General features: G+C 69.3%; 19 protein-coding genes and 1 pseudogene. 19 read left to right on the top strand and 1 reads right to left on the bottom strand.

The window, feature by feature from the left end; genetic code table 11:
• Window positions 1-135 precede the first annotated feature (135 nt).
• From ON20_RS15780 to ON20_RS33170, 19 genes and pseudogenes are all read left to right on the top strand, one after another.
• Window positions 136-1,452, top strand: a complete 1,317-nt coding sequence (locus ON20_RS15780) for a dihydroorotase (RefSeq protein WP_174361894.1) — start codon at window positions 136-138, stop codon at window positions 1,450-1,452.
• Complete coding sequence (locus ON20_RS15775; RefSeq protein WP_040836353.1) at window positions 1,452-1,946, top strand: PH-like domain-containing protein; 495 nt, start codon at window positions 1,452-1,454, stop codon at window positions 1,944-1,946. The genes ON20_RS15780 and ON20_RS15775 overlap by 1 nt, the downstream gene beginning before the upstream one ends.
• Window positions 1,943-3,079, top strand: coding sequence for a glutamine-hydrolyzing carbamoyl-phosphate synthase small subunit (gene carA / locus ON20_RS15770; protein ID WP_040836351.1), 1,137 nt, complete (start codon window positions 1,943-1,945; stop codon window positions 3,077-3,079). Before ON20_RS15775 ends, carA begins: the two co-directional genes overlap by 4 nt.
• Window positions 3,079-6,432, top strand: a complete 3,354-nt coding sequence (gene carB, locus ON20_RS15765) for a carbamoyl-phosphate synthase large subunit (protein WP_040836350.1) — start codon at window positions 3,079-3,081, stop codon at window positions 6,430-6,432. The genes carA and carB overlap by 1 nt, the downstream gene beginning before the upstream one ends.
• Before the next feature lie 63 nt (window positions 6,433-6,495).
• Complete coding sequence (pyrF, locus tag ON20_RS15760) at window positions 6,496-7,320, top strand: orotidine-5'-phosphate decarboxylase (RefSeq protein WP_040836348.1); 825 nt, start codon at window positions 6,496-6,498, stop codon at window positions 7,318-7,320.
• Between the two features lie 611 nt (window positions 7,321-7,931).
• On the top strand, window positions 7,932-8,252 hold the full coding sequence (gene mihF / locus ON20_RS15755; RefSeq protein WP_040791062.1) for an integration host factor, actinobacterial type: 321 nt from the start codon (window positions 7,932-7,934) through the stop codon (window positions 8,250-8,252).
• A gap of 20 nt (window positions 8,253-8,272) precedes the next feature.
• Window positions 8,273-8,845, top strand: a complete 573-nt coding sequence (gene gmk, locus ON20_RS15750) for a guanylate kinase (protein ID WP_051162590.1) — start codon at window positions 8,273-8,275, stop codon at window positions 8,843-8,845.
• Window positions 8,846-8,905: 60 nt separating this feature from the next.
• Entirely contained in the window at window positions 8,906-9,184 is a 279-nt protein-coding gene (gene rpoZ, locus ON20_RS15745) for a DNA-directed RNA polymerase subunit omega (protein WP_040836343.1), read from the top strand.
• Between the two features lie 84 nt (window positions 9,185-9,268).
• A complete protein-coding gene (gene coaBC / locus ON20_RS15740) occupies window positions 9,269-10,489 on the top strand; it encodes a bifunctional phosphopantothenoylcysteine decarboxylase/phosphopantothenate--cysteine ligase CoaBC (protein ID WP_040836340.1) in 1,221 nt (406 codons plus the stop codon).
• A gap of 144 nt (window positions 10,490-10,633) precedes the next feature.
• The gene (gene metK, locus ON20_RS15735; protein WP_040836338.1) at window positions 10,634-11,845 is read left to right on the top strand and encodes a methionine adenosyltransferase; all 1,212 of its coding nucleotides are present in this window, start codon (window positions 10,634-10,636) and stop codon (window positions 11,843-11,845) included.
• Window positions 11,846-12,003: 158 nt separating this feature from the next.
• Window positions 12,004-14,082, top strand: a complete 2,079-nt coding sequence (locus ON20_RS15730; RefSeq protein ID WP_040836417.1) for a primosomal protein N' — start codon at window positions 12,004-12,006, stop codon at window positions 14,080-14,082.
• A 232-nt stretch (window positions 14,083-14,314) separates the two neighbouring features.
• The gene (locus tag ON20_RS34490; protein ID WP_245547257.1) at window positions 14,315-14,947 is read left to right on the top strand and encodes a PadR family transcriptional regulator; all 633 of its coding nucleotides are present in this window, start codon (window positions 14,315-14,317) and stop codon (window positions 14,945-14,947) included.
• A gap of 63 nt (window positions 14,948-15,010) precedes the next feature.
• A complete protein-coding gene (locus ON20_RS15715) occupies window positions 15,011-16,033 on the top strand; it encodes an esterase/lipase family protein (protein ID WP_438803415.1) in 1,023 nt (340 codons plus the stop codon).
• Window positions 16,034-16,226: 193 nt separating this feature from the next.
• Window positions 16,227-16,769, top strand: a complete 543-nt coding sequence (gene def, locus ON20_RS15710; RefSeq protein WP_040836333.1) for a peptide deformylase — start codon at window positions 16,227-16,229, stop codon at window positions 16,767-16,769.
• A complete protein-coding gene (gene fmt, locus ON20_RS15705; protein ID WP_040836332.1) occupies window positions 16,769-17,692 on the top strand; it encodes a methionyl-tRNA formyltransferase in 924 nt (307 codons plus the stop codon). Before def ends, fmt begins: the two co-directional genes overlap by 1 nt.
• 524 nt (window positions 17,693-18,216) lie before the next feature.
• Window positions 18,217-19,656: pseudogene (locus tag ON20_RS15700) on the top strand (RsmB/NOP family class I SAM-dependent RNA methyltransferase); the annotation flags it as partial.
• Between the two features lie 54 nt (window positions 19,657-19,710).
• A complete protein-coding gene (locus ON20_RS15695; protein ID WP_040836330.1) occupies window positions 19,711-20,079 on the top strand; it encodes an MmcQ/YjbR family DNA-binding protein in 369 nt (122 codons plus the stop codon).
• A 209-nt stretch (window positions 20,080-20,288) separates the two neighbouring features.
• Window positions 20,289-20,612 (top strand): hypothetical protein, encoded by a 324-nt coding sequence (locus ON20_RS33175; RefSeq protein WP_157228867.1) that lies wholly within the window; start codon window positions 20,289-20,291, stop codon window positions 20,610-20,612.
• Window positions 20,613-20,654: 42 nt separating this feature from the next.
• On the top strand, window positions 20,655-21,095 hold the full coding sequence (locus tag ON20_RS33170) for a hypothetical protein (protein ID WP_051162559.1): 441 nt from the start codon (window positions 20,655-20,657) through the stop codon (window positions 21,093-21,095).
• Between the two features lie 332 nt (window positions 21,096-21,427).
• Here the strand turns inward: ON20_RS33170 and ON20_RS15685 are convergent, their stop codons facing one another.
• A complete protein-coding gene (locus ON20_RS15685) occupies window positions 21,428-22,201 on the bottom strand; it encodes a SigB/SigF/SigG family RNA polymerase sigma factor (RefSeq protein ID WP_169332345.1) in 774 nt (257 codons plus the stop codon).
• Between the last annotated feature and the right edge of the window lie 74 nt (window positions 22,202-22,275).

The following is a 22,275-nucleotide window of genomic DNA, read 5'->3' as shown; positions in this document are numbered from 1 at the left end:
GTGTTCGATTGCGCCGCCGGAGGCGGCGCGGGTCGGGGCCCTCGTGACCCCGGAGGGTGCCCGGAGGGGGTGGCTCGCGTGACGGAAAGCACACGGTCGGGCCGGGATGAGCAGAGCGCGAACGGTCAGGGCACGGTGCTGATCAAGGGCGCCCGGCCCTACGGTGAGGGCGAACCGGTCGATGTGCTGATCGTGGACGGGGTTGTCCGGGAGATCGCCACCGATCTGGGTGTCCTGGACGCGGAGATCATCGAGGCACACGGACAGGTGCTGCTGCCCGGTTTCGTGGATCTGCACACCCATCTGCGCGAACCCGGGCGTGAGGACACCGAGACCATCGAATCCGGCTCCGCGGCCGCGGCGCTGGGCGGGTACACGGCGGTTTTCGCCATGGCCAATACCAACCCGGTCGCGGATTCGCATGTCGTCACCGACCATGTGTGGCGGCGCGGCCGGGAGGTCGGCCTCGTGGATGTCTACCCGGTCGGTGCCGTCACCGTGGGGCTCGCCGGGAAACAGCTCGCCGAAATGGGCACCATGGCCGCGGGTGTCGGCGCGGTGCGCATGTTCTCCGACGACGGCCACTGCGTCCACGACCCGCTGATCATGCGGCGCGCCCTGGAATACGCGACCTCACTGGGCGTGCTCATCGCCCAGCACGCCGAAGAGCCGCGGCTCACCGTGGGTGCGGTCGCCCACGAGGGTCCGACCGCCGCCCGGCTGGGGCTGGCCGGTTGGCCGCGCGCCGCGGAGGAGTCCATCGTCGCCCGCGACGCGCTGCTCGCCCGCGACGCCGGCGCCCGGGTGCATATCTGCCACGCCTCCACCGCGGGCACCGTGGAACTGCTGAAATGGGCCAAGTCCCAGGGTATTTCGATCACGGCCGAGGTGACACCGCATCATCTGCTGCTGGATGACTCGCGGCTGGAGAGCTACGACGCGGTCAACAAGGTCAACCCGCCGCTGCGCGAGGCCACCGACGCCGAGGCGCTGCGCCGGGCACTGGCCGCCGGTATCGTCGACTGTGTCGCCACCGACCACGCCCCGCACGCCGAACAGGACAAATGCTGTGAGTTCTCGGCGGCGCGGCCCGGCATGCTCGGACTGGAGACGGCGCTGTCGGTCGTGGTGGAGACCATGGTGCGCCCCGGCCTGCTGGACTGGCGCGGGGTGGCACGGGTGATGAGCGAACGGCCCGCCGAGATCGTCGGACTGGACGATCAGGGCCGCCCCATCGAGATCGGGGAGCCCGCCAATCTCGTGCTGGTCGACCCCGACGCGACCTGGACGGTGCAGGCCACGGAACTGGCCAGCATCTCCGACAACACGCCGTACGACTCGATGCAACTCCCCGGCCGGGTGACGGCCACCCTGTTGCGCGGCCGGGTCACCGCGCGCGACGGCGTGGCCGCGTCGCCCGTGTCCGCGGGTGACGGATTCGGGGGCCGGTGATGGAGCGGGCACTGTGGGTGGTGCTGTGTATCGCCCTGTGGGCGCTGTTCGTCTACCTGATGTACCGCGGGTGGCGTAACCGCTCGGCCCGGCAGGCGGGCCTCATCGGCGATCTGCCCCCGGTTCCGGCCGAGCCGGGCGCGCAGGTACTCGAGCCGACCACCGGCCTGTACCTGGGCAGCACCATGGCACCGAGTTGGCAGGACCGGATCGCGGTGGGTGGTCTGGGCTTCCGGGCCACCGCCGAACTGACCAGGTTCGAACGCGGCATCCTGCTGGAACGCGACGGCGCGTCCGCGATCTGGATACCGGAGGAATCCATTACCGCGATCCGCACCGAACGCGGCCACGCGGGCAAGGTGATGACAGAAGACGGCGTCCTGGTGATCCGCTGGGTACTGCCGACCGGGACCGAGATAGACACCGGTTTCCGCGGTGACGACAAAACGGTGTATCCGGCATGGGCACGGGCGACGACGGGAGACGAACAGTGACAACACAGCCGACGCAGGCCCGGCAGCAGGCCGCCCTGGTATTGGAGGACGGTCGGATATTCCGCGGCACCGCCTACGGCGCGGTGGGCCGGACCCTCGGCGAGGCGGTGTTCTGCACCGCCATGACGGGCTATCAGGAAACCCTCACCGACCCCAGCTATCACCGCCAGATCGTGGTGGCGACGGCCCCGCAGATCGGTAATACCGGCTGGAACGACGAGGACGACGAATCCCGCCAGATCTGGGTGGCCGGATACGCGGTGCGCGATCCGGCCCGGCGCGCCTCCAACTGGCGCGCCACCACCACATTGCCCGAGGCGCTGGCCCGGCAGAGCATTGTCGGGATCGCCGGGATCGATACCCGTGCCGTGGTGCGGCATCTGCGCACCCGCGGATCGATGAAGGCGGGCATCTTCTCCGGCTCGGCCCTTGCCGATACCGACGAACTGCTGGCCCGGGTGAATGGTCAGCCGTCCATGCTGGGCGCGGATCTGGCCGAGGAGGTCAGCACCGACACGCTGTACACCATCGAGCCCACGGGCGGCGCGGCGCGGCATACGGTGGTCGCGGTCGACCTGGGTATCAAGACCAACACTCCCAGAATGTTCGCGCAGCGCGGGATGCGGGTGCACGTGGTGCCCTCGAACGTCACCCTGGACCAGGTCCTGGAGCTGAAACCGGACGGCGTGTTCCTGTCCAACGGCCCCGGCGACCCCGCCACCCAGGACGATGCCGTCGCCCTGACCCGAGGCGTACTCGGCGAGGGTGTGCCGCTGTTCGGTATCTGCTTCGGCAACCAGATCCTGGGCCGCGCCCTGGGCCGCGGCACCTACAAGATGAAGTTCGGCCACCGCGGGATCAATATCCCGGTCGTCGAACAGGAGACCGGTCGGGTCTCGATCACCGCGCAGAACCACGGGTTCGCGCTGGAGGGCGAGGCGGGCGAGCAATTCGACACCCCCTTCGGCAAGGCCGAGGTCAGCCATGTCTGCGCCAACGACGGCACCGTCGAGGGGGTGCGGCTGGTCGACGGCCGCGCCTTCTCGGTGCAATACCACCCGGAAGCGGCCGCCGGGCCCCATGACGCCGCGTATTTGTTCGACCGCTTCGCCGGTCTGATGGAGGGAGTCTGATGCCGCGCCGCACCGATCTCGAACACATCCTGGTCATCGGTTCGGGGCCGATCGTCATCGGCCAGGCCTGTGAATTCGACTACTCCGGCACCCAGGCGTGCCGGGTGCTGCGGTCGGAGGGCCTGCGGGTGTCGCTGGTGAACTCCAACCCGGCCACGATCATGACCGACCCGGAGTTCGCGGACTCCACCTATGTCGAACCCATCACCCCGGAATTCGTCGAGAAGGTCATCGCCAAGGAACGCCCCGACGCGCTGCTGGCCACCCTCGGCGGACAGACCGCCCTGAACACGGCGGTCGCGCTGCACGAACGCGGCGTGCTGGACAAATACGGGGTAGAGCTGATCGGCGCCGATTTCGATGCCATCCAGCGCGGTGAGGATCGGCAGAAGTTCAAGGACATCGTCGCCAAGGTGGGTGGGGAGAGCGCCCGGTCCAAGGTCTGCTTCACCATGGAGGAGGTTCGCGAAACCGTCGCCGAGCTCGGCTTCCCGGTGGTCGTGCGGCCGTCGTTCACCATGGGCGGCCTCGGCTCCGGTATGGCCTACGACGACGAGGACCTGGACCGGATCGCGGGCGGTGGTCTGGCCGCCTCGCCGACGGCGAACGTACTCATCGAGGAGTCCATCCTCGGCTGGAAGGAATACGAGCTCGAGCTGATGCGCGACGGCCGCGACAATGTCGTGGTGGTGTGCTCCATCGAGAACGTCGATCCGATGGGTGTGCACACCGGCGACTCGGTTACCGTCGCCCCCGCCATGACGCTCACCGACCGCGAATACCAGAAGATGCGCGATCTGGGCATCGCCATCCTGCGGGAGGTCGGCGTCGACACCGGCGGCTGCAATATCCAGTTCGCGGTGAACCCGCGCGACGGCCGGCTCATCGTCATCGAGATGAACCCCCGGGTCTCGCGCTCCTCGGCGCTGGCGTCCAAGGCGACCGGGTTCCCGATCGCCAAGATCGCCGCAAAGCTCGCCATCGGCTACACCCTGGACGAGATCGTCAACGACATCACCAAGGAGACCCCGGCCTGTTTCGAGCCGACCCTCGACTACGTGGTGGTGAAGGCACCCCGGTTCGCGTTCGAGAAGTTCCCCGGCGCCGACCCCACCCTCACCACGACCATGAAGTCGGTGGGCGAGGCCATGTCACTGGGTCGCAACTTCGCCGAAGCGCTCGGCAAGGTACTGCGCTCCCTGGAAACCAAGGCCGCCGGCTTCTGGACCGCCGGCGACGGGGCCTGGGTCCCGAAGTCCCCCGATCCGGCCGATGTCGAGGCGGCGATCCAGTCGATCCTGGATGATCTGCGCACGCCCACCGAAGGTCGGCTCTACCAGGTGGAGCGTGCCCTACGGTTCGGCGCGAGCGTCGAGGACGTGGCCGCCGCCTCCGGTATCGACCCCTGGTTCGTCGCCGAGATCGCCGGTCTGGTCGAGCTGCGGCGCGAACTCCTGGATGCCCCGGTACTCGACGAGGAGCTGCTGCGCCGCGCCAAGCACTACGGTCTGTCCGACCGGCAGATCTCGGCGCTGCGACCGGAACTGGCGGGGGAGAGCGGGGTCCGTGCCCTGCGTCACCGCCTCGGCATCCGGCCGGTGTTCAAGACCGTCGACACCTGTGCCGCGGAGTTCGAGGCCAAGACCCCGTACCACTATTCGAGCTACGAACTCGACCCCGCCACCGAATCCGAGGTCGCCCCGCAGCGCGAACGCGGGAAGGTGATCATCCTCGGCTCCGGTCCCAACCGGATCGGCCAGGGTATCGAATTCGACTACTCATGCGTGCACGCGGCGCAGACGCTGTCGCAGGCGGGCTACGAGACGGTCATGGTCAACTGCAACCCGGAAACCGTCTCCACCGACTACGACACCGCCGACCGCCTCTACTTCGAGCCGCTCACCTTCGAGGACGTGCTCGAGGTGTACCACGCCGAAACCGAGTCCGGAACGGTCGCGGGCGTGATCGTGCAGCTCGGCGGTCAGACCCCGCTCGGTCTGGCGCAGCGGCTCACCGAGGCCGGGGTGCCGGTGGTCGGCACCAGTGCCGCCGCCATCGACCTGGCCGAGGACCGCGGTGAATTCGGCGACGTCCTGGTCGCCGCCGGCCTGCCCGCGCCCAAACACGGCACCGCCACCACCTTCGACCAGGCGAAGAAGATCGCCGCCGATATCGGCTATCCGGTGCTGGTGCGGCCGTCGTATGTGCTGGGCGGGCGCGGTATGGAGATCGTCTACGACGAGAAATCCCTCGAGGGTTACATCTCCCGCGCCACCGAACTCAGCCCCGAGCACCCGGTGCTGGTGGACCGTTTCCTCGAAGACGCCATCGAAATCGACGTCGACGCGCTCTGCGACGGTGACGAGGTGTACCTCGGTGGCGTTATGGAGCATATCGAGGAAGCGGGTATCCACTCCGGGGACTCCGCGTGCGCGCTGCCGCCGATCACGCTGGGCCGCAGCGATATCGAGGCCGTGCGCCGGTCCACCGTCGCGCTCGCCCAGGGGATCGGCGTCAAGGGCCTGCTGAACGTGCAGTACGCGCTCAAGGACGACGTGCTGTACGTGCTGGAGGCCAATCCGCGCGCCAGCCGCACCGTGCCGTTCGTGTCCAAGGCCACCGCGGTACCGCTGGCCAAGGCAGCGGCCCGGATCATGCTCGGCGCCACCATCGCCGAACTGCGCAAGGAGGGTCTGCTGCCGGCCGACGGCGACGGCGGACAGATGGCGCTCGACGCTCCGGTCGCGGTGAAGGAGGCCGTGCTGCCCTTCCACCGGTTCCGCCGCGCCGACGGCAGCGGAATCGACTCGCTGCTCTCCCCGGAGATGAAATCCACCGGCGAGGTGATGGGCATCGACGCGGATTTCGGTACCGCCTTCGCCAAGAGCCAGTCCGCTGCCTACGGCTCGCTGCCCACCGAGGGTACGGTCTTCGTCTCGATCGCCAACCGGGACAAGCGGTCCATGGTGTTTCCGGTGAAGCGCCTGCACGATCTCGGGTTCCGCATCCTGGCCACCGAGGGAACCGCGGAGATGCTGCGCCGCAACGGAATTCCCTGCGAGACCGTGCGCAAGCACTCCGACCCGCCCGGCGCCGGGTCACGGACGCCCACGGCGTCCATCGTCGACCAGATCCGCGACGGCGAGGTGGATATGGTGTTCAACACCCCGTACGGCAACTCCGGGCCCCGCGTCGACGGCTATGAGATCCGCAGCGCCGCGGTGGGCGTGAACATCCCCTGTATCACCACGGTGCAGGGGGCCGCGGCCGCGGTGCAGGGCATCGAGGCCGCCATCAACGGCGGGCTCGGGGTGCGATCGCTGCAGGAACTGCATTCGGCGCTGCGCGGCTGATATGCCCTCTCACCCGGTACCGCGGGCGCGCCACCGCGCGCCCGCCGACGAGATGAGGTCACGGTGACGACATTCGGCGGCCGGTTGCGCGAGGCCATGCGGCGGTGCGGGCCGATCTGCGTCGGGATCGACCCGCACTCCGCCCTGCTGGCGTCCTGGGGCCTCGACGACGATGTGGACGGCCTGGCCCGGTTCGCCGAGGTCTGCGTCGAGGCGTTCGCCGGCGTGGCGGCGGTGGTCAAACCGCAGGTGGCGTTTTTCGAGGCCTCCGGTTCCGGCGGGATCGCGGTGCTGGAGCGCACCATCGCCGGACTGCGCGCGTCGGGGACCTTGGTGCTCGCCGATGCCAAACGCGGCGATATCGGCTCCACCATGGCCGCCTACGCCCGGGCGTGGCTCGGCGACGGGCCCCTGGGCTCGGATGCCGTCACCGTGTCCCCGTACCTCGGTTTCGGTGCGCTCGCCCCGGTGTTGGAGCAGGCGGAGGCGAACCACCGGGGCGTGTTCGTTCTCGCGGCCACCTCCAACCCGGAGGGTGCGCGGCTACAGCGCGTCACCACCGCGGACGGACGCACCATCGCCCAGACCATGGTGGACGAGGCCGCGGCGTGCAATACCGGTGACGAATTCGGGTCGGTCGGCGTCGTGGTCGGCGCGACCCTCGCCGAGGCGCCCGATCTGAGCGCGCTCAACGGTCCGGTCCTCATGCCGGGCGTCGGCGCCCAGGGTGGTGGTGCCGACTCGATCAGGGAACTCGTCCCCGCGGCGAGCCTGGGAGCGGTCCTGCCGAACGTCTCGCGAGAGATCCTGAAGGCCGGCCCCTCGGTGTCGGCGCTGCGGGCACGCCTGCGGGAACTGACCGACGAATTCGCCTTTCTCCAGGACTGAGCGGCTCCCGCACAGCCGGGCTGGGGATGCGGGTCGGGTATGTGCGCGCCCCGAGGGCACAGTCGTCGAGTTCCGCCAGTACGACGGTTGAGATACCTACCGGCCGGATTTCCCTCTTCGAGCCGTGGCGTGCTCATCCCGATCGCTTCGGCCCGGAAAGTGGCCGGGACGCTTTCTCGTGCCGGCGTGGCCGTGGGCGGGTCGGACGGGCCGTCGGGACGCGGATCCGCGAGGCCGGTGGGAACTCGCGAGGACCCGGAAACCGCGACACGCGGACGGAATCGGCGCGACACGCGGAAATTTCCAGAAAGTTCCTGGTCGGGCGGTTGCATGGTTGCCATGTCCGGTTCCGCGGTGGTGGCTATTGATCCGCAAACACCGAGATGATGCGAAAAATCCCCTGGTCGCGGCTTGTTTCGGTAATCACGCGCGGGTTGTCGACGACCGAACGAGTGGCTGTGCGGACAGCGATCGGAAACCGCGCGGACCGGCCCGATTCATGCCCTGACCTGGGGGGTGGGTTCGCAATCGGGAGCGGTCGTGGGTACGGTCGCTGAGACCGCCGGGTTATCGGCGGTAGATACAGCAATGAACGATGAGACGGAGGAACCGTGGCCCTTCCCCAGCTGACTGACGAGCAGCGCGCCGCTGCTTTGGAGAAGGCGGCTGCCGCTCGCCGCGCTCGGGCGGAGCTCAAAGATCGCCTGAAGCGCGGCGGCACCGACCTCAAAGAGGTCCTCGCCAGTGCCGAGACCGATGAGATCATCGGCAAGATGAAGGTACGCGCGCTGCTCGAGGCCCTGCCCAAGGTTGGCAAGGTCAAGGCGGAGGAGATCATGACCGAACTGGAGATCGCTCCCACCCGCCGCCTGCGCGGACTCGGCGATCGGCAGCGCAAGGCACTGCTGGCCAAGTTCGATCCGAGCGCCTGACCACCCCCGTGGTCGAACATATGACGAAGGGTCGGCTGGTCGTACTGGTCGGCCCCTCGGCCGTGGGCAAATCCACCGTGGTGCGCTGTCTGCGCGAGCGGTTACCGGAACTGGTGTTCAGTGTGTCGGTCACCACTCGGGACCCCCGTCCCGGTGAGGTCGACGGCCGCGACTACCGGTTCATCGGTCGGGCCGAATTCGATGCCATGATCGAAGCCGGGGATCTGCTCGAATGGGCGGAGATCCATGGTGGACTACAACGCTCCGGCACCCCGGCCGGGCCGGTTCGCGCCGCTCTGTCGGAGGGGCTGCCGGTCCTGGTCGAGGTCGATCTGGCGGGCGCGCGGTCGATTCGCCGGGCCATGCCGGAGGCGGTGCTGGCTTTCCTGGCCCCACCCAGCTGGGATGAACTGGTGGCGCGGTTGCACGGCCGCGGCACCGAATCACCGGAGGTGATCGAGCGCCGGCTGGAGACCGCGCGGGTCGAACTGGCGGCCCGTGACGAGTTCGACGTCGTCATAGTCAACGACGACGTGACCAGCGCCTGCGAGCAGTTGGTATCGTTGTTCGTCAGCACGAATTCCAGTTCGTGACGCTGTGCGGCCCCCAAGCCGCACAGCCCTCGACCCACCGACCCCGCAGGAGTCCCCCTAGTGAGCAGTACGGACATCGCCGCGCCCGCCTATGACACCCCGGTCGGCCTCACCAACCCCCCGATCGATGAACTGCTGGAGCGTACCTCGTCCAAGTATGCCCTGGTCATCTACGCCGCCAAGCGGGCGCGCCAGATCAACGACTACTACAACCAGCTCGGCGACGGCATCCTCGAATACGTCGGCCCCCTGGTCGAGCCGCTTCCGCAGGAGAAGCCGCTGTCGGTCGCGCTGCGTGAGATCCACGCCGATCTGCTCGAGCACACCGAGGGCGAATAAGTCGTCCGCCGGCCCCGCCGCTGACCTGATCGGTCGGTCGGTGGTCGGCCACGGATGTCTACGGTGCCATCTTCAGGAGGTGTGATGACCCGGGTCATTGTCGGAGTCGGCGGTGGTATCGCCGCATACAAGGCGTGCGCGCTGGTTCGACGGTTCACCGAGACCGGGCACGATGTTCGGGTGATTCCCACCGAGGCGGCGCTGCAGTTCGTCGGCAAGGCCACCTTCGAGGCACTGTCCGGCCATCCGGTGCACACCGGGGTGTTCGCCGATGTGCCGGAGGTACCGCATGTGCGGCTCGGTCAGGAGGCCGAACTCGTCGTCATCGCGCCCGCGACCGCCGACCTGATGGCACGCGCCGCGGCCGGGCGCGCCGACGACCTGCTCACCGGCACGCTGCTCACCGCGCGATGTCCGGTGCTGTTCGTGCCCGCGATGCACACCGAGATGTGGGAGCATCCGGCCACCGTGGCCAATGTGGCCGCGCTGCGCGGCTACGGCGCCACCGTGATGGAGCCCGCGTCGGGCAGGCTCACCGGCACCGATACCGGCCCCGGACGGCTGCCCGAACCCGAGGAGATCTTCGGTTTGGCCGCGCTGCTGCTCGAACGCCCCGACGCCGTCCCGCGCGATCTGGTGGGGCGCCGCGTAGTCGTCACGGCGGGCGGCACCCGCGAACCGCTGGACCCGGTGCGCTTCCTCGGCAACCGCAGCTCCGGTAAGCAGGGGTATGCGCTGGCCCGCGTCGCCGCCCAGCGCGGCGCGCAGGTCACCCTGATCGCCGGGAACACTATCGAGATGGCGCCGCCGGCCGCGGTCGACCTGGTGCACATCACCACCGCCGAACAGCTCAAAACCGCGGTCGACAAGCACGCGGTGGGCGCGGACGCGGTGATCATGGCGGCGGCGGTGGCCGATTTCCGGCCGTCGAACGTCGCCGCGGCCAAGATCAAGAAGGGCGCCGGCGAACCGGACACCATCCCGCTGACCAGGACCGAGGACATTCTCGCCGGCCTGGTCCAGGCCCGGCGCGACGGGCAGCTGCCGGGCACCGCCATCGTCGGCTTCGCCGCCGAGACCGGTGACGAGCACGGTGATGTGCTCACCCATGCCCGCGCCAAACTGGCCCGCAAGGGCTGCGATCTGTTGGTGGTCAATGCCGTCGGCGAGGGCAAGGCGTTCGAGGTCGACACCAACGACGGCTGGCTGCTCGGCGCCGACGGGACCGAACAGGCCCTCGACCACGGTTCCAAGGCGCTGCTGGCCAGCCGGGTATTGGACGCTCTCGGACCACTGCTGCGCTGAGTGCCCGAATCCGCCACGGCGCACGGCGAGCGCCACCGATTTGTCGATGGTTGGAATAGTCTGAATGCCAGGGATTGCGATCCGGTGGCCCAGCGTTACTCTCGCATACCATCCGAGTAAACCGTTGAGGAAGAAGGAAGATCTGTGCGCACGTCCGGTAGCCGGCTATTCACCAGTGAGTCCGTGACCGAAGGGCACCCGGACAAGATCTGTGACGCCATCAGCGACTCCATCCTCGACGCACTGTTGGCCCAGGACCCGCGGAGCCGGGTCGCGGTGGAAACCCTCGTGACGACCGGGCAGGTCCATGTCGCGGGCGAGGTCACCACGGAGGCCTACGCGGATATTCCCCGCATCGTCCGGGAAAAGGTGCTGGAAATCGGCTACGACTCGTCGGCCAAGGGGTTCGACGGCAACTCCTGCGGCGTCAATATCGCCATCGGCGCCCAGTCGCCGGATATCGCCCAGGGTGTCGACGTCTCGCATGAGGCACGGGTCGGCGGCTCCGATGACGAGATCGAACAGCAGGGCGCCGGTGACCAGGGCCTGATGTTCGGTTACGCCAACACCGACACCCCCGAACTGATGCCGCTGCCGATCGCGCTGGCGCACCGGCTGTCGCGGCGGCTGACCGAGGCCCGCAAGACCGGTGTGCTGCCGTATCTGCGGCCCGACGGCAAAACCCAGGTCACCATCGAATACGAGGGGGACCGGCCGGTGCGACTGGACACCGTGGTCGTGTCCACCCAGCACGCCGCCGATATCGACCTGGACAATCTGCTCGCCCCCGATATCCGGGAGAAGGTCCTCGACAGTGTGCTCGCCGATCTGGCGCTGCCCGGGCTGGACATCTCCGATATCCGGCTGCTGGTGAACCCGACCGGCAAGTTCGTGCTCGGCGGCCCGATGGGTGATGCCGGGCTGACCGGCCGCAAGATCATCGTCGACACCTATGGCGGTATGGCGCGGCACGGTGGTGGCGCGTTCTCCGGCAAGGATCCGTCGAAGGTGGACCGTTCGGCCGCCTACGCCATGCGCTGGGTCGCCAAGAACGTGGTCTCCGCCGGTCTGGCCGACCGGGTGGAGGTCCAGGTGGCCTACGCCATCGGCAAGGCCGCGCCTATCGGGTTGTTCGTGGAGACCTTCGGCACCGAGAAGGTCGATCCGGCGCGTATCGCCGGTGCCATCACCGAGGTGTTCGACCTGCGCCCGGGCGCCATCATCCGCGACCTGGACCTGCTGCGGCCGATTTACGCCCCGACCGCCGCCTACGGGCACTTCGGTCGTACCGATATCGACCTGCCGTGGGAGCGCACCGACCGCGCGGACAAACTGCGCGCCGCCGTCGGACTGTAGGTCCCGCTCCCCGCGTGCGTGAGACCGTGGGACATCCGGCCGACACCCCCGGCGACCCCGCTTCGCCGGGGGTGTCGGCTGTGTCGGGGCCCGAGTCTCCGGCCGAGCCGGCGGCGGAGGCCGAATCGGGCGACCTCTCCCATCCCGTCGCGCGTGTCCTGCCCTTGCTCACCCCGGCGCATCTGGACCGCGATTTCGACTACCTGGTGCCCCCGGAATTGGACGAAACGGCCCGCCCGGGGGTGAGAGTGCGGGTGCGCTTCGCGGGGCGGCTGGTGGACGGATATCTGCTGTCCCGCCATACCGGCACCGACCATCCGGGCAAACTGGTGCGGCTGGAACGGGTCGTCTCGCCGGAGCGGGTTCTGACACCGGAGATCCTGCGCCTGGCCACCACCGTGGCCGCGCGGTACGCGGGCACCCGGGCCGATGTGCTGCGGCTGGCGATACCCCCGCGCCATGCGCGGACCGAGAACGGGGAGGCCGCGAGAACCGGGAGGAGGCAACCGGCCGGCCGCGCCGCGTCCGCGACCGAGGCCGAGGCGGCTGCACCGGTGGCGGTAGCCGATTCGCCCGGGGCCTCGGTCTCCGAGTTGCCGGACGTCCCGGACGGGGTCGAGATGTCCGCCTGGCGACGGTACCGGCACGGGGAGGCGTTCATCACGGCTCTGACGCGCCGTCGCGGTGTACGGGCGGCCTGGCAGGCCCTGCCCGGCGAGAACTGGGCGCGGCGGCTCGCGGAACTGGCGGCGGTGGTGGTCGCGGGTGGTCGCAGCGCTGTCCTGATGGTCCCCGATCAACGCGATCTGGACCGGGTACTGGCCGAATGCGAACACCTCGTGGGGGATTCGGCGGTGGGGCTTTCGGCCGGTCTCGGTCCGGCGGCCCGTTACCGACGCTGGCTGGCGGCGCTGCGCGGCACCGCGCGCGTTGTGGTCGGGACGCGCGCCGCGGTTTTCGCGCCGGTCCGGGAGCTGGGACTCGTCGCCATCTGGGATGACGGTGACGACACCTATGCCGAACCCCGCGCCCCGTACCCGCATGCCCGCGAGGTGGCGATGCTGCGGGCGCACGATACCGGCGCCGCCTTCATCGCGGCCGGTTACGCGCGGACCGCGGAGGTCCAGTCGGTTGTCGAGAACGGTTGGGCACACGATCTGGTCGCCGACCGCGCGATGGTACGGGCGGCCTCCGCGCGGATCAGTGCCCCGGGTGACAGCGATATGGCTCTGGAGCGCGATCCGGTCGCCCGCGCCGTCCGTATCCCGGGCGTCGCGTTCGCGGCGGCCCGTGCGGCCCTGGCCGCCGGTGAGGCGGTGCTGGTCCAGGTGCCGCGGCGGGGGTATGTCCCCGCGCTGGCGTGTGGGAGGTGTCGTACCCCGGCGCGCTGTCGGCACTGCAACGGTCCTCTGGCGCTGCCCGGGGCCGGTTCGGACGGTGAGCGGGACGCGCCCGGTCCGCAGAGCCCGACCTGCCGGTGGTGCGGTCGTGCCGACGCGGTATTCCGCTGTCCGGTATGTGGTGGACGGGCGCTGCGCGCCGTGGTTATCGGAGCGGTTCGCACCGCTGAGGAATTGGGCCGGGCCTTTCCCGGGGTGCCGATCCGCGGATCCAGCGGCGCCGAGATGCTGGACACCGTGCCGCCCGGACCGCAGGTGGTGGTGGCCACCGTGGGAGCCGAACCACTCCTCGACGGCGGATACGGGGTGGGCCTGCTCTTGGACGGCTGGGTGCTGTTGAGCCGGGCCGATCTGCGCGCCGCCGAGGACACACTGCGCCGTTGGCTGGGCGCCGCCGCGCTGGTGAAGTCCGAGGGGCGGGTGATCGTCATGGCCGAACCGGCCCTGCCGACGGTGCAGGCGCTGGTGCGCTGGGATCCGGTCGGCCATGCCGCCACCGAACTCGCCCAGCGCACCGAGGTGGGGTTCCCGCCCGCGGTGCGGATGGCGGCGGTGGACGGTACGCCGGATGCGATCGCCGAGGTTCTGGCCGCCGCCGATCTCCCGGATACCGTCGACGTTCTGGGACCGGTTCCGCTGCCGGGCACGGAACGCGTCCCGTCCGCCGCCCGTTCCTCTGCCGCGGAGACCGGCGAACAGATCGAGCGGGTGCTGCTGCGTGCCGTCCGGACCGACGGACAGCGGTTGGCCCGCGCCCTCACCACCGCTCAGGCGATCCGCAGCAGCCACCGCTCGGATTCGCCGCTGCGCGTCCGGATCGACCCGGCCAACATCTGAGCCGTCCGAACCTTCTCCCGGGCGTACTCGCGGTCGGAAGCCGTTGTTTTCGCACGTCGTCGGCGGTGCACGGTTATGAGACCGGAGTCGAATGTCGTGCCGAGGGCTTCGGATTGTCGGGGGAATTTCCCGACAGGCCTTGCATTGGATAGGTTGGCGATATATCGTCGATATCATGAAGAACGTACGAGAGCCTGAGGAGGCCGATATGGAAGGCGTAGAACGCCACGCGATGCGCGCTCGATGGGCGCGTCGCCACGGAGTGGAGGGGCACGGCCCCCAGGGACATTTCCGCCACGGCGGTCGCCGTGGATTCGGGCCCGAGTTCGGACCGGGCTTCGGTCCCGGGCGGGGCTTCGGTCCCGGCTTCGGACCGGGTTTCGGTCGTGGCCGGGGGCGCGGTGGTCGCGGCCGGCGCGGTGACGTGCGCGCTGCTGTCCTGCTGTTGCTCGTCGAGCGACCGATGCACGGATACGAGCTGATCCAGCAGATCCGCGAGCGCAGCGACGATCTCTGGCATCCCAGCCCCGGGTCCATCTACCCGGCGCTGTCGCAGTTGGAGGACGAGGGTCTGATCGTCATCGAGAAGGTGGCCGGCCGCAAAACGGCCCAGCTGACCGAGGCGGGCACCGAATATGTCGCCGCCCACCGCGACGAACTCGGGGACCCGTGGGCCGAGGTCAAGGAAGGCGTCGGTGAACACGCAATCGATCTGCGGGGTTTGGTAGGGCAGTTGTTCGGTGCGGTCGCGCAGGTCGCGGCGGCCGGTACCCCCGAGCAGGCGGCCAAGGCGGCCGAGGTTCTCACCGAGGCCCGGCGCGCCTTGTATCGCATCCTGGCCGAGGACGAAACACCCGAAAAATAACGGCCCGGTCAAAGCCGTGTCCGGAGAGCGGAATCCAAGGCCGATGGGGTAGATGATTGTGGTGTGAAACAGACACGAACGCGATGGGGCGGGGACATCACACAATGGGGCAGGGTCATCCTGTCCGGAATCGCGGCCGCCGCGGTGGTTGCCGGCTCGGTGCTCGGCACCGGACCGGCAACCGCCAACCCGGCGGGTTATCTGCCGCCGGTCGTGCCGACCGAATCGGCGCCGCGGCAGCCGGATCACCTCGCGGCAGCGCTGTATATGAAAGCCCATCCGAACGCGGTGCCCATGGGCACGAACGATTTCACCTGTAAACCGACCGCGGCCCACCCCCGCCCGGTGGTGCTCGCACACGGCACCGACGCCAGCGCCTATACGGACTGGTCCGCCATCGCGCCGAGACTGGCCGCGGAGGGCTACTGCGTTTTCGCCCTCGACTACGGCGGCCGTCCCGGAGCGGGGACCTACGGCACCGAGGACATAGTGCTCAGTGGATATCAGATCGCCGCGTTCGTGGACGAGGTGCTTGCCGCCAGCGGCGCGCGGCAGGTGGATCTGGTCGGTTTCTCCCAGGGCGCCAATGTGACCCGCTACTACATCAACAAACTCGGCGGCGCGCCGCACGTGGGGGTGTGGGTGGGGCTCGCCTCACCCACCTACGGGGGCGTGATGTACGGGCTGGTGCCGATCGCCCGACAGATCCCGGGCGCCGAGCAGGTATTCGAACGGGTGCTCTCCGTCGCGGCCGTTCAGCAGGCGCAGGGGTCGGAATTCATGCGTGGGCTGAACGCGGGCGGCGATACCGTCCCCGGGGTGCGCTATGTGACGATCGGTTCCCGGGTGGACGAGATGATCCAGCCGTTCGAGAATATCGCCCTGCACGGTCCCGGAGCCGAGAACATCGTGCTGCAGGACCGCTGTCCCGTAAATCTGACCGGCCATTTCCACATGGTGTACGACCCGTTCATCATGCAGCTGTTGCTGGAAGCGCTGGACCCGGGGACCGTGCCCGCCCCCGTCTGCGTCCCCGTTCCGCTCGGGACGGGAATACCGCAGGTGATCATCGGCGGCAATATCTGACCGGGCGATCTGACCCGGGCGACAACCGGGTATCCCGATGGCGGCCGGGCGGGGGGCTCGACACCCGCCCGACCGCATCCGTTTTGTATCAGCCGGCGGCGTCGGAATCGGGGATCCCCGTGTCGTGTGCGCGCGTCTTTAGAATGAGATGACCATTATCCCTTTTTCCTGTCCGCTGTTATCGGGAGCTGCCGTGACCATTCAGCCCGTCCGCCTCTTCGGCGACCCTATCCTGCGAGCCCGCGCGGCGGAGGTCACCGACTTCGGTGCCGAGCTGCGGCAGCTGGTCGCCGACCTGACCGACACCATGTACGACGACGGTGGTGTCGGCATGGCCGCGCCGCAGGTCGGCGTGGGGCTTCGGGTGTTCGTCTACGACACCGGCGATGCCTCCGGACACCTGGTGAACCCGGTGTGGACACCGCTGGGTGAGGACGACCAGATCGGTCCGGAAGGATGCCTGTCCATTCCCGGACTGAGCTATGAGACCCGGCGCGCCCGAAGAGTGCGCGTCTCAGGAGTGGACATGCACGGGACACCGGTCGATTTCGAGGCCGAGGATCTGTTGGCGCGCTGCGTCCAACACGAAACCGACCATCTGGACGGGGTGCTCTTCATCGACCGCCTGGATCCGCCGAACCGCAAGGACGCCATGCGCGCCATTCGCGAATCGGACTGGTTCACCGCCGGTATCACCGTTCGTCCCAGCCGCGCCGTCGCCGGACGGGGTCACTGATGCGGATCGTCTTCGCCGGAACCCCCGAACCGGCGGTGCCGTCGCTGCGACGGCTGCTCGACTCCCCCCGGCATGAGGTGGTCGCCGTGGTGACCCGACCCGACGCGGTGGCCGGGCGCGGCCGGAAACTCACCCGTTCACCCGTCGGGCAGATCGCCGACGAATACGGGGTCCGGGTACTCACTCCTGCCCGGCCCGACGATCCCGACTTCATCGCGACCCTCACCGAATTGGCCCCCCAGTGCTGTCCGGTGGTTGCCTACGGCGCGCTGTTGCCGCAGAAAGTGCTCGATCTGCCACCGTACGGCTGGATCAACCTGCACTTCTCACTGCTGCCGGCCTGGCGGGGTGCCGCGCCGGTACAGGCCGCCATCGCCGCCGGCGACGAGATCACCGGCGCCTCCACGTTTCTGATCGAGGCCGGGTTGGACAGCGGCCCGGTATTCGGTGTGGTGACCGAACGGATCGGTGTCACCGATACCGGGGGAACCCTGCTGGATCGGCTCGCGGTCAGCGGCGCCGCGCTGCTCGAACAGACCCTCGACGGTATGGAGGACGGGACATTGCAGGCGGTTCCGCAGCCGCCCGACGGTATCTCCTACGCGCCCAAGATCACCCCGGAATTCGCGCGGGTGCGCTGGGACGAGCCGGCGCTGGCCATCGGTCGGCACATCCGGGCGGTCACCCCGTCACCCGGGGCGTGGACCGAGGTGGCCGGTACCCGGATCAAACTGGGGCCGGTGGACCTGGTCGAGGAAGTACTGCCGGGACGCCGTATCGAGGTCCGCAAGACGGGGGTATTCGTGGGAACCGCGACCACCGCGGTCCGGCTCGACCAGGTACAGCCGCAGGGGAAACGAAAGATGTCCGCACTCGACTGGGCGCGTGGGGCGCGTCTGGAGCCCGGCACGGTGGCCGAGTGAACAGCCCGGCGGGAGCGGCCACCGGGGGATCCGGCGAACAACGGCGGGGCTTCCGACGTACCCGCGGGGAGGCGGACGGTTCGTCGCCGGGACCTGGTGAGCACGTCGACGGTGGTTCCGAGGACACGCGGGGTCGACGAAGCGGGCGTTCGGCCGATCGGGCCGCCGAGGGCCGGAAATCGGGCCGGGACGACGTGCGGTCGACCGCCTCCGGCCGCTCCGCGAAGCGGGGCGAGCGGACCCGGGATCGCGCTACCACTCGGCGCGGGACGTCGGAGCCGGCGGGAAAACGAGCGGATCGGGAGCGCGGGCCGGCGGCGAGCGGACGGTCGGGTGACACATCCGGGGCGGATCGCCGGCAGGACGGTCCGGGATCGGGCGGTCGGTCGCGCGGCCGCCGCGAGGAGGCCCCACGGCGGCCCGGTGACGCCGGGACGGAACGAACCGGTAGGTCCGGGGGCCGGTGGTCCGGCGGCGAACACGGCGATCGCGGCCGGGGCCCCGTCGCGGACCGAGGTGACCGCACGGCAGGGCGCGGTCCGGTCAAGGGTGAGGCCGGACCGGGACGGCAGCGCGGGAAGGCCCGCGGTGCAGGAGCGTCGAAGGCCGGCGTCCGCCGCCGCGCGCCCGCCGACCCGGCCCGGACGGTCGCGTTGGAGACACTGCGAGCGGTACGGGAACGGGACGCGTACGCCAACCTGGTGCTGCCCGCACTGCTGCGCGAGTACGGTGTTCACGGCCGGGACGCGGCGCTGGCCACCGAACTCGGCTACGGCGCCTGCCGCGCATTGGGCGTACTCGACACGGTGATCGCCGAATGCGCCGGACGCGATATCGATGATATCGACGGGGCGCTGCTGGACGTGCTGCGTCTGGGTGTCTACCAACTGCTGCGCACCCGCATCGGTGCGCATGCCGCCGTGGACACCTCGGTGGCGCTGGCCCGGGCCGAATCCGGCGCGGGCCGAGCGGGTTTCGTGAACGCCGTCCTGCGGCGGGCGGCGGAGCGGACGTCGCGGGAATGGATCGAGGCGCTGGCCCCGCAGGATCCGGTGGGCCGGCTCGCCTTCGAATACGCCCATCCGGCCTGGGTCGCGCAGGCGTTCGCCGACGCGCTCGGTGCCGACGCGGGGGAGCTGCGCGATCTCCTCGCCGCCGACGACGACCGGCCCGCCGTGCATCTGGTGGCCCGGCCGGGGGATATCACCGCAGAGGAGCTCGCGCTGGTCACCGATGGCGAGGAGGGCCGCTGGTCGCCGTACGCGGTGTACCTGGACGGCGGTGACCCCGGCGCGCTGGAACCCGTCCGCGCGGGGATGGCCGCGGTCCAAGATGAGGGCAGCCAGTTGGTCGCACTCGCTCTCACCCGTGCCCCGCTGCTCGGGCCGGACCACGGCCGGTGGCTGGACCTGTGCGCGGGACCCGGTGGGAAGGCCGCCCTGCTGGGCTCGCTGGCCGATATCGACGGCCATCGGGTGGACGCGGTCGAACCCGCCGAACACCGGGCGGAACTGGTTCGCGCCGCCACCCGAGGCCTGCCGGTGGACGTGCGCATCGCCGACGGCCGCAGTAGCAGGTTGACCCCCGGCTACGACCGGATCCTGGTGGACGCGCCGTGTACCGGGCTCGGCGCGCTGCGCCGCCGCCCCGAGGCGCGGTGGCGGCGTACCCCGGCCGATGTCGCCGAACTGGTTGTGCTGCAACGGGAACTGCTCGCCGCGGCGTGGGAGCTGCTGCGGCCGGGCGGGGTGGTGGTGTATTCCACCTGTTCCCCGCATCTACCGGAAACCGTCGCGGTGGTCGCCGATACCGTGCGTCGCACCGGGGCCGAGCGGCTCGACGCCCGGGAGCTGCTGCCCGGCGTCACCGGGCTCGGGGACGGGCCCACCGTCCAGCTGTGGCCGCACCGGCACGGAACCGACGCCATGTTCATCGCGGCCCTGCGCAAGCCGGAGAAACCCTAGCGGAGGCGACATTCGTCCATGCTCCGGTCCTCCACGGGAGCGCACACTGTGGTCATGACCATGACCTGGGAGAACGTGGTGCGGCTCGCTTCCGAGTTACCGGGGGTCGAGGAGTCGACCCGGTATCGGACGCCGGCGCTGAAGGCGAGCGGTAAGGGGTTCGCCCGGCTGCGGGCCGAGGCCGACAGCGGGTTGGTGCTGCGCTGCGAGATGACGGAGAAGGAAGCGCTGTTGGCCTCCGGCAACCCCGCCTTCTACACCACCCCGCACTATGACGGATACCCCTACATCCTCATCGACCTGGACCGCGTCGAGGTCGCGCACCTGCGCGAACTACTCGACACCGCCTGGTGGCTCGCCGCGCCCGCGAAACTGCGCACGGCCCGCGCGGGGGACCGAGGCGAACACGGTGCCCGCGGGTAGGGCGGGGTACCGAGCCCCAGCCGCGGTTATCCCTTCCCTCCAGTGGTGAGAACGATGCGCTCACAGCTTGTACGGTGTGCTGCGCGGCACGTACCGGTAACCGCCTGGCAATCATGTTGCCCTGGGTTCGCCATCCCGTGGACCGAACGGCGACAAACCCCGGCATTGTGGGATCGGCCGTGTAGGTAGTGGATTTGCAGGAGGATCGTATGACCGGAAGTGGTCTGGTTCATCTGTGCGGCAGCGTCCCGCCGGCGGCCGCGGAAACGGTGTTCGCCGAGGCCGCGAAACGAATGGGGACGGTGCTCGCCCGAATCGCCGACGGCGAGACCGGGATTCGTGACAACCGGGTTGTGTGGCAGCTCCCCGAACTGCAGTCCCACCCCGATCTGGAAACCGTTCCGCCACCGAGCCCGGAATACGGTCCGAGTGAACGGGTGCAGCCGAAACCGGGCATCGACCCGACGACGATCGATATCGGCCCCCTGGGTTACGACACGGCCGCGATCGAATCCTGGCAGGTGTTCCGGTGACTTCGCGACGAGGGCGCGATCCCGGCGGGCATCCGTTTCCAGGTGTCGCTCCCGACGCCGATCGCCGTGATCGGGGCATTCGTCGCGGGGCCGCAGGCCGAGTTGGAGCGCCGGTACGAGGCGCGGCTGCTCGACGAGCTCGCCCGGATCGTCGACGCCGTTCCCGCGGAAGGCCTCGCCGGGCAATGGGATTGCGCCGTGGAGTTCGCCCTTTTCGAAGGCGTGTTCCCGTCCTGGTTCGGTGCGGACTATCCGACTCAACTCGAGGGTGTCGTCCAGCGGCTGATCCGGTTGGGCAAGGCCGTCCCCGAAGCGGTGGATCTCGGATATCACCTGTGCTACGGCGATTTCGGGCACCGTCACAGCCGAACAGATATCGGCGCTGTTCGATCTGCACACCGAACTCGCGCAGGTCCTGGCCTCGTCGCCTTCGGCCTGATCGTTCGGCCGCACGGGCTGCCGGGACCGCGCACGGGCGTGTAATCGCAGGTGCCCGGTCCGGCGGCGGGTCGGCCTGCGGTCACGATGGTCTCGGCGGGTTCGACCTTCATCCAGGTGCTGTTCACCGCGGCGTTCCCGGACAGCCGGTCGACCTGTTCGGCGTGTCAGTACTCATATTGGTCACATCACCTTCCGCCGCGTCGTCGTCGACGCGACCGCGGGCCGGCCGCCGATTCGGTTGCTCTGGTCTGCCGAGACGGACCGGGTGAGCTGTTGAGATAAAGCTCAGTTCATTCTCTCATTGGTGAGAGTAGACCGTGTGTGCGGTCGGACACAACAGCCGATATGCCCGAGCGAAGCGGAGGCCCGCCTGCCTACTCCCTGACCGACTGTTCCCGCAGCCGGGCCAGGGTTTTGGTGAGAATCCGCGAGACGTGCATCTGCGAGATACCCATCTGCTGGGCGATCTGCGTCTGGGTCATGGACTCGAAGAAGCGCATGGTGAGAATGCGCCGCTCCCGCTCCGGCAGCCCGGCCAGCAGCGGGCGGATCGCCACATATTCCTCGACCCGGTCGAACTGGGTCTCCTCCTCGCCGAGGGTATCCAACAGCGAGGCATCGGTGTCCCGGCCCACCGAGGCGGCGTCGATGGAGGTCGGCTGGTAGGCATTGCCCGCGATCACCGCCTGGGTGACCTCGTCGGGGTCGACATCGAGTTCGGCGGCGATCTCCTTGGCGGTGGGGGAGCGGCCCAGAGACTGGGACAGCGCATCCACCGCGGCACCGATCCGCAGATGGGTTTCCTTCACCCGGCGCGGCACCCGCATGGCCCAGGTGTTGTCGCGGAAATAGCGCCGGACCTCACCCATGATGGTGGGTACGGCGAAAGACAGGAAGTTCGAGCCGCGTTCGACGTCGAAGCGGTCCACCGCGTGCACCAGGCCGACCCGGGCGACCTGGGTGAGATCGTCGAACGGTTCACCGCGTCCGCTGAACTTGCGGGCGATATGGTCGGCCAGCGGTATGCAGCGGCTGATCAGTTCCTCGCGGACCGCGCTGTGGTCGGCCGACCCCTCCTCGGTCTCGGCCAGCCGGCCGAACAACTCGGTGACATCGTCGTATCCGGCCACCGGCAGCGACGGTGCCAACTCTTCGCCCGTTTCCTCGGCGTCGGGTTCCTCGGCGTCGTCCGCGGGTTCGAATGCCTCGTCCTGCTCGGCCA

Source organism: Nocardia brevicatena NBRC 12119 (genome assembly GCF_000308495.1).
Classification (GTDB): Bacteria; Actinomycetota; Actinomycetes; order Mycobacteriales; family Mycobacteriaceae; genus Nocardia; species Nocardia brevicatena.
Note: the sequence above shows the minus strand (reverse complement) of the source record. Positions and strands in the feature narration are given on the sequence as shown.

Excerpts from the sequence above, each read along its gene's own strand:
- ON20_RS15775 (WP_040836353.1), top strand. The coding sequence starts at position 1,452 with ATGGAGCGGGCACTGTGGGTGGTGCTGTGTATCGCCCTGTGGGCGCTG.
- ON20_RS33175 (WP_157228867.1), top strand. The coding sequence starts at position 20,289 with ATGACCGGAAGTGGTCTGGTTCATCTGTGCGGCAGCGTCCCGCCGGCG.
- carB (WP_040836350.1), top strand. The coding sequence starts at position 3,079 with ATGCCGCGCCGCACCGATCTCGAACACATCCTGGTCATCGGTTCGGGG.
- gmk (WP_051162590.1), top strand. The coding sequence starts at position 8,273 with ATGACGAAGGGTCGGCTGGTCGTACTGGTCGGCCCCTCGGCCGTGGGC.
- ON20_RS34490 (WP_245547257.1), top strand. The coding sequence starts at position 14,315 with ATGCGCGCTCGATGGGCGCGTCGCCACGGAGTGGAGGGGCACGGCCCC.
- fmt (WP_040836332.1), top strand. The coding sequence starts at position 16,769 with ATGCGGATCGTCTTCGCCGGAACCCCCGAACCGGCGGTGCCGTCGCTG.
- coaBC (WP_040836340.1), top strand. The coding sequence starts at position 9,269 with ATGACCCGGGTCATTGTCGGAGTCGGCGGTGGTATCGCCGCATACAAG.
- ON20_RS15695 (WP_040836330.1), top strand. The coding sequence starts at position 19,711 with ATGACCATGACCTGGGAGAACGTGGTGCGGCTCGCTTCCGAGTTACCG.